The 15,082-nt window shown below is 63.2% G+C and carries 14 protein-coding genes; 2 read left to right on the top strand and 12 right to left on the bottom strand.

What is annotated here, in order from left to right; translation table 11 throughout:
• Window positions 1-2,426, top strand: a 2,426-nt coding sequence (locus tag ACK4OE_RS22350) for a Lon protease family protein (RefSeq protein WP_409888229.1), incomplete at its 5' end; no start/stop codon positions are given.
• 256 nt (window positions 2,427-2,682) lie between these two features.
• On the opposite strand, the gene ACK4OE_RS22355 is transcribed toward ACK4OE_RS22350, so the two are convergent.
• The 4 genes from ACK4OE_RS22355 to ACK4OE_RS22370 form a co-directional block, all read right to left on the bottom strand.
• On the bottom strand, window positions 2,683-3,438 hold the full coding sequence (locus ACK4OE_RS22355) for a RusA family crossover junction endodeoxyribonuclease (protein ID WP_409888231.1): 756 nt from the start codon (window positions 3,436-3,438) through the stop codon (window positions 2,683-2,685).
• Between the two features lie 304 nt (window positions 3,439-3,742).
• On the bottom strand, window positions 3,743-4,498 hold the full coding sequence (locus ACK4OE_RS22360; protein ID WP_409888233.1) for a hypothetical protein: 756 nt from the start codon (window positions 4,496-4,498) through the stop codon (window positions 3,743-3,745).
• Window positions 4,499-4,539: 41 nt separating this feature from the next.
• On the bottom strand, window positions 4,540-4,827 hold the full coding sequence (locus ACK4OE_RS22365) for a CPCC family cysteine-rich protein (protein ID WP_409888235.1): 288 nt from the start codon (window positions 4,825-4,827) through the stop codon (window positions 4,540-4,542).
• Window positions 4,828-5,006: 179 nt separating this feature from the next.
• On the bottom strand, window positions 5,007-5,891 hold the full coding sequence (locus ACK4OE_RS22370; RefSeq protein WP_409888237.1) for an alpha/beta fold hydrolase: 885 nt from the start codon (window positions 5,889-5,891) through the stop codon (window positions 5,007-5,009).
• Window positions 5,892-6,040: 149 nt separating this feature from the next.
• Here ACK4OE_RS22370 and ACK4OE_RS22375 point away from each other — a divergent pair, with 149 nt between their 5' ends.
• Window positions 6,041-6,208 carry a DUF1810 family protein gene (locus tag ACK4OE_RS22375; RefSeq protein ID WP_409888239.1) on the top strand — a complete coding sequence of 56 codons (168 nt, stop codon included), beginning with the start codon at window positions 6,041-6,043 and terminating at the stop codon, window positions 6,206-6,208.
• Window positions 6,209-6,327: 119 nt separating this feature from the next.
• On the opposite strand, the gene ACK4OE_RS22380 is transcribed toward ACK4OE_RS22375, so the two are convergent.
• The 8 genes from ACK4OE_RS22380 to ACK4OE_RS22415 all read right to left on the bottom strand — a co-directional run bounded on the left by ACK4OE_RS22380 (window position 6,328) and on the right by ACK4OE_RS22415 (window position 14,660).
• Entirely contained in the window at window positions 6,328-7,377 is a 1,050-nt protein-coding gene (locus tag ACK4OE_RS22380; RefSeq protein ID WP_409888241.1) for a branched-chain amino acid ABC transporter permease, read from the bottom strand.
• Complete coding sequence (locus tag ACK4OE_RS22385) at window positions 7,374-8,273, bottom strand: branched-chain amino acid ABC transporter permease (RefSeq protein ID WP_409888243.1); 900 nt, start codon at window positions 8,271-8,273, stop codon at window positions 7,374-7,376. Before ACK4OE_RS22385 ends, ACK4OE_RS22380 begins: the two co-directional genes overlap by 4 nt.
• On the bottom strand, window positions 8,270-9,082 hold the full coding sequence (locus tag ACK4OE_RS22390; protein WP_409888245.1) for an ABC transporter ATP-binding protein: 813 nt from the start codon (window positions 9,080-9,082) through the stop codon (window positions 8,270-8,272). Before ACK4OE_RS22390 ends, ACK4OE_RS22385 begins: the two co-directional genes overlap by 4 nt.
• On the bottom strand, window positions 9,079-9,849 hold the full coding sequence (locus tag ACK4OE_RS22395) for an ABC transporter ATP-binding protein (RefSeq protein WP_409888247.1): 771 nt from the start codon (window positions 9,847-9,849) through the stop codon (window positions 9,079-9,081). Before ACK4OE_RS22395 ends, ACK4OE_RS22390 begins: the two co-directional genes overlap by 4 nt.
• Before the next feature lie 6 nt (window positions 9,850-9,855).
• Window positions 9,856-11,268, bottom strand: a complete 1,413-nt coding sequence (locus ACK4OE_RS22400) for an ABC transporter substrate-binding protein (RefSeq protein ID WP_409888249.1) — start codon at window positions 11,266-11,268, stop codon at window positions 9,856-9,858.
• A gap of 129 nt (window positions 11,269-11,397) precedes the next feature.
• The gene (locus ACK4OE_RS22405) at window positions 11,398-12,324 is read right to left on the bottom strand and encodes an alpha/beta hydrolase (protein WP_409888251.1); all 927 of its coding nucleotides are present in this window, start codon (window positions 12,322-12,324) and stop codon (window positions 11,398-11,400) included.
• 15 nt (window positions 12,325-12,339) lie between these two features.
• Window positions 12,340-13,107, bottom strand: coding sequence for a coniferyl-alcohol dehydrogenase (locus tag ACK4OE_RS22410; protein ID WP_409888253.1), 768 nt, complete (start codon window positions 13,105-13,107; stop codon window positions 12,340-12,342).
• A 77-nt stretch (window positions 13,108-13,184) separates the two neighbouring features.
• The gene (locus ACK4OE_RS22415) at window positions 13,185-14,660 is read right to left on the bottom strand and encodes a benzaldehyde dehydrogenase (RefSeq protein ID WP_409888255.1); all 1,476 of its coding nucleotides are present in this window, start codon (window positions 14,658-14,660) and stop codon (window positions 13,185-13,187) included.
• Window positions 14,661-15,082 lie beyond the last annotated feature (422 nt).

Raw genomic sequence — 15,082 nt, forward strand, 5'->3', positions numbered from 1 at the left:
GCACGGCAGAGCTGCAGGACCTGCCCCTGCCCTGGATCGGCCAGGACCGTGCCCAGGCCGCCGCGCAGTTTGGCTTGGGCCTACAGCAGCCCGACTACCACCTGTTTGCGCTGGGCGAGGTGGGCAGCGGCCGCACATCGCTGCTGCGCCAGGCCATGCAGACCGCAGCCGCCGCGCGCCCCGTGCCACCAGACCTGTGCTACCTGCACAACTTTGACGCACCCGAGCACCCCCGCGCCCTGCGCCTGCCTGCGGGCCAGGGCCGCCAGTTGCGCCAGGGGCTGGCCGACATGGCCAAAAGCCTGCAGGCCGACATCCCCAAACGCCTGGCCGCCGCCGACTTCAAGGCCGAGGCCGAGCGCATCGAAAAAGCCTGGCACGCCCAAGAGAGCGATGCCTTTGCGGTGCTGGACGCATTTGCCGAGGCCCGCCAGTTCCGCCTGTCGCGCGACAGCGGGCAGATGGTGTTCACCCTCATCGGCCCCAAGGGCCAACCGCTGACCGAAGCCGAGGCCCGCGCCCTGCCCCGCGAGCGCCGCGCCGAGATCGACGCCGCCGAGCAAGCCCTGCGCACCGAGATCGCCCGCTTTCTCGACGCTGCCCGCCCGCTGGAGCGCGCGCGCGACGATGCCCTGGCCGCCCTGCGCCGCCAAGTCGTCAAGCCGCTGGTGGAGCACGCCCTGCACGGCCTGCGCCAAAGCCTGCGCCAGCAAATCAAAGACGCCATCAAGCTCACCCAGTGGCTGGACCAGGTAGAGCGCACCGTGCTCGACCACATCGACCTGTTCGAGCCCGGCAACGGCGACCCGGGCAGCGAGCCAAACAACACCGATGCCGAAGACGACCGCAAAGACGCACTGGACGACCTGCTGGCCCGCTGCCAGGTGAACCTGGTGGTAGACAACCACGGCCGCACCGCTGCCCCCGTGCTGGTAGAAGACAACCCCACCGTGCGCACGCTGTTTGGCAGCATCGAACACGGCTCAGACAGCGACACGGTGCAGGCCGACCATTCATGCGTGCACGCGGGCAGCCTGCTCAAGGCGCACGGCGGCTTCATACTGCTGCACCTGCACGACCTGGCGGCCGAAGAAGGGCTGTGGCAGCGCCTGCGCCGCTTTCTGCGCTGTGGCCGCCTGCAGATCGAGGAAGCCAGCGGCGGCCCCGGCCATGGGCCGGGCGGTGCGGCAGCACTGCAGCCCGGGGCTGTAGACGTCGACGTGAAGATCGTGCTGATCGGATCGGTGGACGAGTACTACGCCCTGCAGGACGCCGACCCGGATGCCGCGCGGCGCTTTCGAGTAAAGGTGGATTTTTCAGACCACTTTGCCGCCACCCCCGCCACCCACCACGCCACCGCCATCTTTGTGGCGCACTGCTGCAAACGCCGCGGCCTGCCCCACTTTGCCCCCGACGCCGTGGCCCTGCTGCTAGAGCAAACCCACCGCGAGGCCGACGACCAGCACCGCCAGAGCGCCCGCTTTGCCCACACCGAAGCACTGGCCATAGAGAGCGCCGCGCTGTGCAAAACGCGCGGCGGCACGCTGGTGCAGGCGCACGACGTGGTGGCCGCCCTGGCCGCCCGCACCCTGCGCCACAACCAGCCCGAAGAAGAGCTGCACGACTCCATCACCGAAGGCGAGCGCCTGATCACCCTGATGGGCTCCATCACCGGCCAGATCAACGCCATGACGCAGGTCGACCTGGGCGACTACCGCTTTGGCTTTCCGGTGCGCATCACCGCGCGCACCTTTGCCGGGCAAGAAGGCCTGCTCAACATCGAGCGCGAGGTGGACATGTCCGGCCCCATCCACGACAAGGGTGTGCTCATCCTGCACAGCTATCTGACGGCCCTGTTCAGCCACGTGGCGCCACTGGCACTCAACGCGTCCATCGTGTTCGAGCAGGAATACAGCGGCGTGGAAGGCGACTCCGCCTCGTGCGCCGAGCTGTACGCGCTGCTGTCCAGCCTGTCAGGCCTGCCCCTGCGCCAGGGCATTGCGGTGACCGGCGCACTGAACCAGCACGGCGAAGTGCTGCCCGTGGGCGGCATCAACGAAAAGATCGAGGGCTGGTTCCGCGCCTGTGCAACGGCGGGGCTGGACGGCACCCATGGCGTGCTGATCCCCGCCCGCAACCAGCGCCACCTGATGCTGGACCGCAGCGTGCTGGACGCGGTGGAGCGCGGGCTGTTCCACGTCTACACCATGGGGCATGTGAGCGAAGGCATTGCGCTGCTGACCGGTGAGGCATCGGGCATGAGCCCGGCGGAATTGGTGCAGGCACAGGCCGATGAGCTGGCCGGAGGCGCGGCCACCGTGGAGGATACGGTGATGCAGCGGGCGGAGGTGACGCTGCGGGGGTATCGGAGGGCTTGCCAGGTGGCGGGGGGTGCGCGGCGGGGGCGAGGGGTACGGGGGCGTTAGATATAGCTCAGTGGCCGACGAAATTGAATGCTCGGGGTTCTGGCTGCTTGGAAGTGGTTGCCATCATCCGACGATTGCCATCGAGCACGCACCATCGGCCAATAACAGCGAACCGCTAGCATAGCTAATTTCGGCCAGTATTGGTACCCACGCTGGCTGCGTATTCAGTTGCTAGCAACGGCAGAGAGCGAACCTACCCCAGTGTCGTGTCATTAGCATTTTTACCTGCAGAAACTATTCGAAAAGTTCTGGAGGACTATGCTCGCTTCTTTAGCCGCGGTGCCGTGCTTCTCGCAAGGCCCACAGCTCCTGCTCGTTGTAGTAACTGGGGCACTGTGATTATAATATCCGCTGGGAAGCTATTAACTCGAGTGCGATGAAAATCCCAGTTGGAGGGAATGAGATATTGATCAGCCTGCGCACCAAAAACCCTCATGGATTTTGCGGCGCGTCGATGGCGCCTGCGTGCTGAGACAACCACGCAAGCTCCAAACACAGATTTAAGACTTGAAAAATCGACATTTATTGCAAGGCACATTGCGTTCCAGTATCGGATAAATACCAATTTCTCTTTTTTCAAGCAGTCGTCATTGGAGAACTGTATGCGCAATCTTAATACGCTATAACTTATTTGGTCATTTCTACTCATCCAGAATGTGTGAATAGATCCAATCTGCGAGTCGTCGATGAGTAAACCTTTGGGACCAATCAATGAATCCAAGATGGGCTTTGTGATGTTATCGATGTCGCCAACTTTGTCCGTTTCTTGTCGTTCGACGCTATGAAGATACCAAGCAAGCTCAACCTGCACGCTTCCAGAGATAAGCCATTTGAACTGAGAAATTTTGTCTCGTATTGCCTCAACAAGTTCATTTCTGCGTGCGGCTCTCGATTGGATGCTAACGATTTCATCGAAATGTATTTCGATTGAAACCTCGGCCGTCGCAAGCTCTTTAATTAGATATTCTCTATCTGGCGTGCAGTTTGAGCATTCAATTGTTATTCGAGCCACTGACCAGCCTTTCGAAAAATACGCTCAATTTTCCAAATTCGACGAAAGCAAAGACATTAGAACCCCATTCAAAGCTTAGGTGGGAATTCTTGCACTCGCGAGCTATTTGAGATTTTCAACCGCTTTTTTGCCCCATTCTTGACTAGCTTACCGCGTCGCGCGCTAACCTTTATTATGCCTTTCAGAAGCAGACGATGCACAATACGAAGTTGAAAATTCCGCCTTGGACACAAAGCTGGCCTATGTGCGCAAATTGAATATTACTTCAAACATCATACTTTATAATGATGGTTGTCGTGCCGTATTAATTCCATTTTGGATAATTTTGATATTTTGAATTTATATAGCGAATGAATATTGAACTAATGTATTTATGCCCCTCTGCAAGACTCATGGGAACCAAGGTTTTGGCTGGTTTGAATTTTTTCTCATCAACTCCATGTCGCGCGTAAATTCCAATTACGGCTGGGCTGTTTGCGGTGTATTCAAATCTCTTGAGCTCACCCATCTCTTCCGCTGATAAAGCAAAGCCACTTTCTTTTGAATTTTCATCTGCTTTAATTGTTTCCAGTATTTTGAAAAGGTTTATAAAATTATTTCCCAGAGATGCAACCTGCAGGATGTGGGAAACCTTGTCATCTACTAAAGAAAAGATCGCCAACCTGGCGAGCTGCTCGGTTTTGGAGAATTCCTGTCTTTGGAGGTGCGAAAGATGGAATATTTCTGCATTGACAGGCGTTGCTGAGTAAAATTTATCGTGCCTGGTGTATTTTATTTTTACAGCGTAATGATTTTCAAATGTTAGTATATTTTTCGACCCATTCAGCAGCAATTCAAAAAACTTGACTTTGCCGGGGTTGGCACCCCTTCCATTCTTCATAAAAAGACTGGATTTTAGAAAAAAGTCATCATTTATACAATCAAGGTAATCATTGACGCCGCCGTAAATGTGAAAGTAATCGCTTGATTTTGAATTTCTCAAAATCATTGGATTCCAATACATTTCGAACTCGGTAGCTTCCGAGAAATCAAATGAAGTCAACCCGGCACTGTCTTGCATGTCAAATAAAGTATAACTTAATATAATTCAGATTTAGATATTCAGCAATAGCGTAAACCGCATAACTGGCTATCTCTGTGTTTGCCATTCGGGGCACCACGAATCACCGTCGCATCATCATCATTTTTCTGTCCGTCATCTTCCCAAAAGCAAACAGGACAGATTTCAAAGCCACCTAGCACCTTTAGAGTGAGCTGCCGACAGTAAGGGCAGGATAGGCTTGTTTGGCTGTTTGGCTGTTTGGCTGTTTGGCATGAGGTGGCCCTGTTGCGCTCAAGTCGATGATTCAGGCAGTGTCCGCTCCTGGCCGAGGCTGTGTGAAAACGCACGTTGCGCCCTTTACTTGGCAGCTGACTCAGAAATCGACCGCTCAGATCGGCCTACAACGCACGATCTCGATGCGAGCAATGGTTGAAGTACCCCCGCAAAATTCGTCTATTAACGTTTTCACACAGCCTCGGCCGAAAACAGGCATCGACCAGATCGCCACCACGGCGTCGAGCATCGACTACGCCACTTCACTTCTCTCCCGCAGCCACGCCACGATATCCCCCGTCACCTCATCCCGATTCGTCTCATTCAAGATCTCATGCCGCGCCGCGGGGTACAGATTGACCGTCACATCGGCCACACCGGCATCCCGATACCGCTGCCCCAGTTGCTCCAATAAGACCCCGCCCGCAGCCAGCGGATCTGCGTCGCCGGATGCGATGAGGATGGGCAGGTCGCTGCGGATGCGCGCGAGCAGTGCGGGGTCGGCCAGGCGGGGCGCGGGGGCGAAGAGTGCGGGGATCACGTCGTCCGGCACGTCCCAGCCGCACCACGGGTCGGCCACGTATGCATCGACCTCCGCAGCGTCGCGCGACAGCCATTCGTAGCCGGTGCGGTGCTCGAACCCGGCGTTGAATGCCGCGAGCCCGGCGGGTGCGTCGGCGGGGGCGTTGGCCATGGCGGCGGCGAGCAGGTCGAGGGCGGTGGAGCCTGACAGCACCACGCCGGACCAGGTGGATGAATGATCCAACATCGCCGCCTGGGCAGCGAACGAGCCCATGGAGTGGCCGAACAGGAACACGGGCAGTTGCGGCCCGTGCTGCGCACGCAGCAGTGCGCCGAACTGCGCCACGTCGGCAATGAGGCCGCTAAAGCCCGCGCTGCCAAAGTCGCCCAGCTTGCCACCCGCAGTGCGCCCGTGGCCGCGATGGTCCACGGCATGGACGATGAAGCCTGCGGCGTTCAGGGCCCTCGCAAAGCGGTCGTAGCGCTCGCCGTGCTCGGCAAGGCCGTGAGAGATTTGCACAACGCCCACGGGTTTTCCGGGGGTTTCGGCCCAGGTGTAGGTGGTGACCTGGGTGCCGTCTGCGTTGGACTGGAAGGAGGTGGTGGTGGTGCTCATCGGTTCATTCTGGCACGGTGATTTGGTGCCTGTGTCGCGGGCGCATCACCGTTACCCAACCGCCGCTTACGTGACGATTCAAGCGTTGCCTTGCGGTGACTTCACGGTCACCATGAACTCCAGACTGACCAGCTTTCACGCACCCGAGCATGCCCCTTACTCCTGTCCTCGGCCGCTTCCTGAAAACCCAGGAGCCCGTCTGGCCCCGCGTGATTGCCGAGCTGCGGGCGGGCAAAAAGCGCACGCACTGGATGTGGGCCGAACGGTTGATTGAAGTCCACCGATGCCGACACCATCAGCAGGCTGGTAGTAAATAGCGCCCCGCCGCACTGCGCCCGCGACGGAGTACAGCAGCCCCATAGCCGTTTTTAAGCAAAAATGGCCTCTAGCGCTTATCCATCAAGCGCTAGCAGCTATAACTTTTATAGTATTCAGCCTACTTTTCCGGCGTGGGCGCTGGATGCCCGCGCACCCGGTAGCCCGCCGACAGCAGGTGCACATCCCAGCGCTGCTGCACCGCCCCCCAGATGCCTTTGGGCAAAAACAGCGCGAACAGCATGGCAATGGCGCCCAGGCCGATGAGGTACAGCACGCCCTGCCCGCCCCACAGCGTCTCTACCGCAAAGAAAAGCAGCGCGCCGAGGATGGGGCCCTCCATGGTGCCGATGCCACCCACCAGCACCATGAAGATCATGTACGCCGTCCACTGCACGCTGAAATAGGTTTTGGGCTGAAAGCTGATGGACGTGGCCAACCACAGCCCGCCGGCCAGCGCGCAGCCAAATGCCGACAGCACAAACACCAGCCGCTTGATGGCCACCACACGCACGCCGAGCGAGATGGCGGCTGTTTCGTTGTCGCGGATGGCCTGCGCGGCCGTGCCCACCTTGCTGCGCAAGAGCCAGAACACCACCCAGCACAGCCCGGCCAAGGCAGCCAGGGCCGCCCAGTAGGTGTAGGCGCGGCGGTCGTCGGCGGCGTACTGCTGCAGCGCAATCATTGAGGTGCCTGTCTCGCCCTGCACCAGGCTGTCGAGGTTGACACACAGGTGTGCCAGCGCGGCCACCACCCACATGCCGATGGCGAATTCGCCGCCCTGCAGCCGCAGCATGAACACGGCCAGAGGTACCGCCACCAACGCTACCAGCATGGCGCCCACCAGCAGCGCGGGGTATGGGCCCAGGCCCGCATCGGCCAGCCGCACCATGGCGTAAGCCCCCAGGCCAAAGAACGCCTGGTGGCCGATCGACACCAGCCCGGCGTAGCCCGCCAGGGCGTTCCACATCACGGCCAGGATGACGTAGATGAACAGTGTGGTGAGCCGGTCTACCGTGCCCCCCTGCAGCCACAGCGGGCCGAGGCTGAGCACGGCCAGCAGCAGCACGGTGGCGCTGGCGAAGGCAATGGACGAGCGCGTCCAGCGCTCGATGACCCAGGGGGATGCACCCGTGGGTGCGGGAGATAACGAAGTGACGGGAGCAGTCATGGCGTGGCCCTGCGGTGGGAAGAGAAGAACCTGCGCAGCGCGCCGCTCGCATAGAGCCGGGCCAGCAGGATGACCAAAAACGTGGCGTGCCCGGCGATCAGAAAACCCTGCGGGTGCACCTGCGCCCCCAGGTTCTGCGCCACGCCCAGCACCACGCCGCCCAGCAAGGTGCCCCACAGCGATCCGGCGCCGCCGATGATGACGGCCTCAAACGCAAAGATCAGCTGCTGGGGGCCCGAGAACGGATCGAACGTGGCACGCATGGCCAGCGATGCCCCGGCCAGTGTGACGGTGACCATGGTGATGGCCGACGCAGCCGCAAACACCGTGCCCGTGCGCACGCCCACCAAGCGCGCGGTGTCGGCGTCTTCCGACGCTGCACGGATCTGCCGCCCCAGCGCTGTGTGCGCCAGCATGGCGTGCAGCCCGCCCAGCAGCAGCACGGCCAGCACCAGCACCAGGGTGGGCAGTTTCCCCACGTACAGGCCGCCGGGCAGCTCCCAGCTGTCATAGGCCAGCGTGCCGATGGCGGTGGCCAGCGAACGCGTGTCGGCGCCAAAGTGCTGGAACAGCACGTTGTCGATCACGCTGGCCAGGCCGAACGTGGCGAGCAGGGGCACCAGCGCGCCCAGGCGTGCGCTGCGCTCCAGCACCAGCTTGTGCAGCAGCCAGCCCAGCAGTGCCATGGCAGGCACCACCGCCAGCAGCGCCAGCAGCGGGTGCCAGCCCATGGGCTCGGCCAGCACCCACAGAAGGTAGGCGGCCACCACGGTCAGGCTGCCGTGGGCCAGGTTGATGATGCGCATCACCCCGAACATGAACGACAGCCCGCAGGCCAGCAAGGCGTAGTAGCCGCCCAGCAAGATGCCCTGGATGATCTGGTTGAGAAGGTTCATGCGGCCTCCTTGTGGGCATGGTTGGAATGAGTGGAGTGGTTGGAGTGGCGGGAAGCGACTGGCAGGGCACTGTCTGCACCGTGCGGGCTTGTGCCACTGTCGGGCCGCTGCGCGCCAAAGTAATGCGCGGTGATCTGCGCACGGGTGAGCTGGTCGGCAGGCGCATCGGCCACCACGCGGCCTTCGAGCATGCAGACAATGCGGCTGGCCACGGCCTGCACGCGCTGCAGGTCTTGCTCTACCAACACCAGCGTGGCGCCCTGCCCCATCACGCCCTGCAGCGCGTCGTATACGCCCTGCACCGCCAGGGGCGAGAGGCCCAGCGATACCTCGTCGAGCAGTAGCACGCGCGGGTTGGTCATGAGCGCGCGGCCAATGGCCACGGCCTGTTGTTGCCCGCCCGACAGCTCGCCCGCTTTCGCGTTCAGCTTGGGGGCCAGCTGCGGGAACGCGTCCAGCACGGTGTCAAAACTCCATTGGCCGCGCCGCCCTGCCGCGCGCGCCACCAGCAGGTTTTCGCGCACCGTCATGCCCGCAAACAAGCGCCGCCCCTCGGGCACCAGCGCCAGACCTTCGGACACACGCTGGTGGGCGGGCATGCGGGTAATGTCCACGCCCTCCCACCGCACCGTGCCGCTGCTGGCGCGGTGCGCGCCAGCCAGCGTGCGCAAGAGCGTGGTCTTGCCTGCGCCATTGGCCCCCGCCAGGGCCAGGATGTCGCCCTGGCGCACCTGCAGCGACACATTGCGCACGGCAGGTAGCTGCCCGTGGTGGGCGTTCAAGGATTCGATACTCAACAAAGCGCTCATGCGGCCACCCCGCCCAGATAGGCCTCGACCACGGTGGCATCGCTCAGCACCGCCTGAGGATCGCCGTTGGCAATCACCCGCCCGCCGTCCATGCATACCAGGCGCGTTGCCACTTGCAACAGCACATGCACCAAGTGCTCGATCCACACGATGGCGATGCCGCGGCTGCAGATGGCGCGCACCAGGTCCACCAACTCGCTGGCTTCTGCGTCGGTCAGGCCGCCGCCGATCTCGTCAAGCAGCAGTACCGTGGGCCCGGTGGCCAGCGCGCGCACCAGCTCCAGCCGCTTGCGGCCGAGCAGGCCCAGTGTTTCTGCCCGGCGGTTGGCCAGGGCCTCCATGCCACACAGGCGCAGGCATTCCATGGCCCGGTCGCCCGCATCGCGGGCGTGCAGGCCCGCACCGTGCGTCGCGCCGGTGAGCACGTTTTCAAACACCGTCATGCCCAAAAACGGCCGGGGCACCTGGTGGGTGCGCGCAATGCCCAGGCGGCAGCGGTCGGCTGCATTCAGGGCACCCACATCCACCCCCTGGAACCAGACGTTCCCCTGGCTGGGCGCATGCGCCCCGGCCAGCACGTTCAGCAGCGTGGTCTTGCCCGCGCCATTGGGGCCGACAATGCCCACGGCCTCGCCAGCGCCCACCGAGAAATCCAGTTGATCCAGCACATTGACGACGCCAAAGCGCATCTGGATACCCTGGGCCTGCAGCAGCAGCGGCCCACCCGGCGGCGGGCTTGCTGGGGGTTGTGAATGTGGATGTGCCATGGACGATCAGCTGTAGGACTTGAGCGCCGCCGCCACGGGGATGCTGCGGTCGTTGGCGTTCTCGGTAATGACGATGTCGAGCTTGAACTTGCTGCCCGCTGCAGGCTTGACCCACTGCGCACCCACCACAGGCGTCACTGACACGTTGGGCACTGGCCCCTTGGCAAAGTCCACCGGGCCTTGCATGGTGGTGGCCTTGAGGGTGCTGATGGCCTTGGCCAGTGCAGCCTTGTCGCGCGGGTTGGTGCTGGCCTTCAGCGCTTCGGTGCCCGCGTCGAACAGCGACATGGTGGAGCCCAGCATCTGCGTCCACTGCTTGCCCGTACCGGCCTCGTACGCATCGACCAGCTGCACGCCGCTGAGCCCCGTGAGCGGTGATGCATAAGGAAAACTCTTGTGCCAGAAGCACCCTGCACCCAGGTTGACTGCCAGGGGCCCCAGGGCCTCCACCTGCGATGGCACCAGGCCCGTCTTGGCGATCTGCGCAATTTTCACCATGCGCGTGTAGCCCTGCTGGGCCGCCTGCCGCCAGAAGGTGGCGAAATCCGGAGGGATGGGGAAGGTGTTGAAGATCTCGCAGCGCTCGGCCTTGAACCTGGCGATCTGTGCAGAGAAGTCGGTGGTGCCGTTCTCGTACGGGCCGGCATCCACGATGGTGAAGCCCGCCTTGGCCAGCTCGGGCGCCAGCGTGCCGCGAATGGCGTTGCCGTCGGCATCGTTGGGATACAGCACGCCAATCTTCTTGTTGGTGGGCAGCGCAGAAAACTGCGAGGTGTACGAGGTGGTGAAGCTACCACCGCCAAACGAGAAGTGGTAGGTCCACTTGAAGGGCGACGGCGCACCAGGCTTGGCACCCCGTCCAAAGTACCAGGCCTCCCACGGCATCACGGTAGACAGGCAAGGGACGCCTGCTGCCTCGCACGCATCCGACACGGGGTTCACCGTTTCGGGCGTGGTGGTGGTGAGCATGAGGTCGATCTTGTCGCTGTTGATCAGGCTCTTGGCCAGCTGGCTGGCGCGGGCCGGATCGGATTGCGTGTCGCGGTCGAGGATTTCCACCGCGTACTTCACGCCGCCAATGATCAGGCCAGCGGCCAACGTCTTGCGCACCTGGGCCAGGATGAAGGTGTCGGTTTCGCCCAGCGCGCCCAGCGGGCCGGTACGGGGGCTGATGAAGCCCACCTTGAGCACGGGCGCAGCGCCTGCAGCCTGGGCCCACAGCGGGCCGGCACCCAGCGCCAGACCGCCGGCGCCTGCGGCGGTGATCAACCCACGGCGTGAGATGGTGAGAGATGTGGCCTGTACTGCCTGTACTGCCTGTACTGCCTGTACTGCCTGTACGGCCTGGTCGGTCTGTACGGCCTGCTCGGTCGATTCGATCTGCGTAGCGGCAACGGTGGCTGGAAGTGCGTTTTTCATAGGGAATCCTTCAATTAGGTGAGATCAATCGTCGGGCGGGATAGCGCGCAGGCTGGCGCCCCGGCCTGTGCCGGAGGGCAGCGCCTTTGCGTCCGCTTCTGGGTACTTGGGTTTGTGGGTACCGCTGCGCTAGGCAGCAGCGACAGCAACCGTTATGCGCTGGTGCGCTGCGATGAACCGGCCCGCCTGCTCCAGCGAAGCCAGTGCTTCATCCAGCGCGGGCGCAAACAGCTGCCAGCAATGCACCATGCCGTCCCACACGGTGCAGTCCGCTTCCACACCCGCTGCTTTCAGGCGCGCAGCCATGGTTACGGCGTCGTCGCGCAGGCGCTCCTGGCTGCCCACTTGCAGTTGCACAGGTGGCAACCCTTGCAGGTTGGCGCTGTAGAACGGCGTGACCGTGGGCGAACGCACGTCGCCACCGGGCACATACATAGCGTTGAAAAAGCCCATCAGCTCGCGCGTGATGAACGGGTCGTCCACCGTGTGGTGGGACTCGCCTTCGGACGCCAGGTCCAGCGCGGGCGACAAGGCCGCGATGGCGGCAGGCAACGGCAGGCCCAGGTCACGGGCACGCACTGCCGTGGACAAGGCTAGGTTGCCCCCCGCCGAGTCGCCCGCCAGCACGATGGCCGACGCGGCGTAGCCGTTGGCCAGTGCCCACTCGTACGCAGCCAGCGCATCGTCGTGCGCGGCGGGCGCGGGGTGCTCCGGCGCCAGCCGGTAGTCCACATTGAGCACCGGCGCCCCGCTGAACTGTGTCAGGTACGAGCACAGCGCCCGGTGCGACGCCAGCGAGCCAAACACAAACCCACCGGCGTGGTAGTAGATGACGAGCCTGCGCGCGTCGGCCTGTGCTGTGCTCAGCAACTCTGCCGCCATGGCGCCACCCGCCCCGTTGGGGATGTGCAGCGTGCGGATGGGCAGCCCCTGGGCCATGGGCATCTGCGAATTGCTGGCATCAAACCACGCGCGCAACTGCGCGGGGGCGGCTTGCGGTGGCGGCGGGTTTTGCGCGGCCATCTGCAAGATGGCCTCAAGCTGTTGTGCGGACATGTGCAGGCCCTTCGATCACAGGTAGGTGGAGGCAAGCCCGCCATCCACGGGCAGGTTAATGCCGCTCACCCAGCGCGCCGCATCGCTGCACAAGAACGCGATCACCGGGCCCACCTCATCGCTGAACGCCGGGCGCTTCATGCGGTGGGCGTCCTTCTCCACCCGCTCCTGGCCCAGCATCTGCACAAAGTCGCCCAGGATGGGCGTGAACACCGGGCCCGGGGCCACGCAGTTCATGCGCACGCCGCGCTCCATGAAGATCTTTTGCGACTGGGTGTAGGTCCACACGATCAGCGCCTCTTTGAAGTACTGGTAGCAGGTCTCCTGCGGCACGGGGTTTGCAGCCAGCCACTTTGCGCCTTCTTCAAAGCTGGTGGTGGCGCCCAGGGCGCGGTGCAGCTCCAGCCGCTGCGGCCACTCTGCGCCCAGGATGGAGGCAATGTTGACGATGGAGCCGCCCTCGCCCATGCGCTCCAGCACCCGGTGCGTGAAGTGGCGCAGGCCCAGGTAATTGACGCGGCCGACCAGTTCGGCGGGCGATGTGCCGGGCACGCCGGCAATGTTGGCCAGCGCATCCACCTTGACAGGCAGTTGCGCCACGGCAGCGTCGATGGCGGCCGGGTCGCCCAGGTCCACCTGCACAAAGCCGTCGAGCGTGAGCGTGGGCGCATTGCGGTCCACGCCAATCACGCGGGCACCCTGCTGGCGGGCAAGCTTGGCAAAGTCTGCGCCAATGCCAGAGCAGCAGCCGGTGACGACGATGGTTTTATTTTGTAGGGTCATGAAAGTTGTCTCCTGATTTTTTGTATTGGGGCGTACAAGCCCTCGGAGCGGCCCAACCGCACCGGGGGCTTGTGAGGTTAGAACGGGAATGCGGGTACCGCGTCCTTCACCGTGATCCACTGCCACTGCGTGTATTCATCAATATCGGCAGGCCCGCCCACGCTGCCCCCGTTGCCGCCCACGCCGGGGCCGCCAAAGGGGTTGGTGCACTCGTCGTTCACCGTCTGGTCGTTGATGTGGACCATGCCCGCGCGCAGCCGCTGGCCGATGGCCATGGCGCGGCCCACGCTGGGGCTGATGACGGCAGCGGCCAGGCCGCCCTGGCTGGTGTTGGCCAGTTGCACGGCCTCGTCGTCGGTGCGGAAGGTGACCAGGTTGACCACCGGGCCAAACGGCTCTTCGTCAAACGAACGGATGCCAGGCTTGACGCCCGAGAGCACCGTGGGCTTGTAGCAAAGCCCCTCGTAGGTGCCGCCTGCTTCGAGCTTGGCGCCTTGCGCCACGCTGTCTTTGATGACCTGGTCAAAGCGCTGCAGTTGCTTGGCGTCGATCATCGGCCCCAGGGCCACCTGGCCGCTGGCGCCATCGCCCACAGGCAGGTGCGTGGCCTTGCCCACCATGCGCTGCAGGAAGCCTTCGGCAATCGACTCGTGCACCAGGATGCGGTTGGAGGCCATGCAGATCTGCCCCTGGTGGAACCACGCGCCAAACGCGGCGGCGCTGGCGGCGGCATCCAGGTCAGCGTCTTCCAGAATGATGAGGTTGTTGGCCCCGCCCAGCTCCAGCGACACCTTTTTCAGGTGCTGCCCGGCCAGCGCGCCAATGCGGCGGCCCACCGTGGGCGATCCGGTGAAGGCGATCATGGGCACGCGCTCGTCCACCACCAGCGCCTCGCCCGCCTCGGCGTCGCCAGGCACCACCTGCAGCAGGCCCTTGGGCAGGCCCGCCTCTTCAAACACCCGGGCCATCATGAAACCGCCGCTCACTGGCGTGCGCGTGTCGGGCTTGAGCACCACCGCATTGCCCAGTGCCAGCGCCGGGGCCACCGAGCGCAAGCCCAGGATGAGCGGGAAGTTGAACGGCGAGATCACGCCCACCACCCCGTGTGGCACGCGCCGGGCAATCGACAAGCGCCCCGGCGTGCTGGGCAGCACCTGGCCCTGGGCCTGCATGGGCAAGGCCGCGGCCAGATGGCACAGCGTGATGGCCTCGCGCACCTCGTGCTGGCCCTTGGGCACGATGCCGCCGGTTTCGCGGGCCACCGTCATGGCCAGCTCGTCAAAGTGCTGCTGAAAAATGCTGGCCGCGCGGTGGAACACTGCCGCACGCTCGCGTGGCCCCGTGGCCGCCCACGCGGCCTGCGCTTGCTGCGCCCGGCCAATGGCGGCCTGCATGTCTGCCGCACTGGCAATGCCCACGCGGCTGAAAACCTGGCCCGTGGCGGGCTCGACCGCATCACGCGCCGTGTTCAGCACGGTAGACCACGCACCATCAAAGGCCTTGCCCGCCCACAGGCGGTTGTCCAGCAGGCCTGGTTTTTCTGAAACACCCATTGCATTGCTCCTTGGTTGAAATCAAAACCCACCGCATGGCTGCAGCGGCGTGGTCTGAAATTGCAACGGGCATACCAGCCGCCGGAGCCACAGCACCCCAAAACGCCTGAAACACGGGCTTTTTGAGAGGGAGCGCTACGGACTTTCCCTAGGCCCAAACACAGCTGGCACGGGCGACTTTTTGCCGCCAAATAGTTACCATTCATAAACAAATGGCACATCAATAATTGATCAAATGATCACTTTTTGATCAATTTCTGATCAACCACCGGAGAACCCCATGCCCAAACGCCGCGTCTCCCTGGCCGACCTGCACCGCACCGCCGTGGGCCAGGGCCATGCCTTGCTGGGCACCGTGCCCGCACCAGCACCCCGCGCCCTGGGCGGGTTTGACACCCATGGCATCAGCCAGCACACCCACC

Origin of the sequence: Acidovorax sp., assembly GCF_046314175.1 — a bacterium.
Taxonomy (GTDB): Bacteria; Pseudomonadota; Gammaproteobacteria; order Burkholderiales; family Burkholderiaceae_C; genus Acidovorax.

What these genes read in the sequence shown, in the direction of transcription:
- ACK4OE_RS22385 (WP_409888243.1), bottom strand. Translation starts at nt 8,273, where the DNA reads ATGAACCTTCTCAACCAGATCATCCAGGGCATCTTGCTGGGCGGCTAC.
- ACK4OE_RS22415 (WP_409888255.1), bottom strand. Translation starts at nt 14,660, where the DNA reads ATGGGTGTTTCAGAAAAACCAGGCCTGCTGGACAACCGCCTGTGGGCG.
- ACK4OE_RS22410 (WP_409888253.1), bottom strand. Translation starts at nt 13,107, where the DNA reads ATGACCCTACAAAATAAAACCATCGTCGTCACCGGCTGCTGCTCTGGC.
- ACK4OE_RS22400 (WP_409888249.1), bottom strand. Translation starts at nt 11,268, where the DNA reads ATGAAAAACGCACTTCCAGCCACCGTTGCCGCTACGCAGATCGAATCG.
- ACK4OE_RS22390 (WP_409888245.1), bottom strand. Translation starts at nt 9,082, where the DNA reads ATGAGCGCTTTGTTGAGTATCGAATCCTTGAACGCCCACCACGGGCAG.
- ACK4OE_RS22395 (WP_409888247.1), bottom strand. Translation starts at nt 9,849, where the DNA reads ATGGCACATCCACATTCACAACCCCCAGCAAGCCCGCCGCCGGGTGGG.
- ACK4OE_RS22370 (WP_409888237.1), bottom strand. Translation starts at nt 5,891, where the DNA reads ATGAGCACCACCACCACCTCCTTCCAGTCCAACGCAGACGGCACCCAG.
- ACK4OE_RS22375 (WP_409888239.1), top strand. Translation starts at nt 6,041, where the DNA reads ATGCCCCTTACTCCTGTCCTCGGCCGCTTCCTGAAAACCCAGGAGCCC.
- ACK4OE_RS22405 (WP_409888251.1), bottom strand. Translation starts at nt 12,324, where the DNA reads ATGTCCGCACAACAGCTTGAGGCCATCTTGCAGATGGCCGCGCAAAAC.
- ACK4OE_RS22380 (WP_409888241.1), bottom strand. Translation starts at nt 7,377, where the DNA reads ATGACTGCTCCCGTCACTTCGTTATCTCCCGCACCCACGGGTGCATCC.
- ACK4OE_RS22360 (WP_409888233.1), bottom strand. Translation starts at nt 4,498, where the DNA reads ATGCAAGACAGTGCCGGGTTGACTTCATTTGATTTCTCGGAAGCTACC.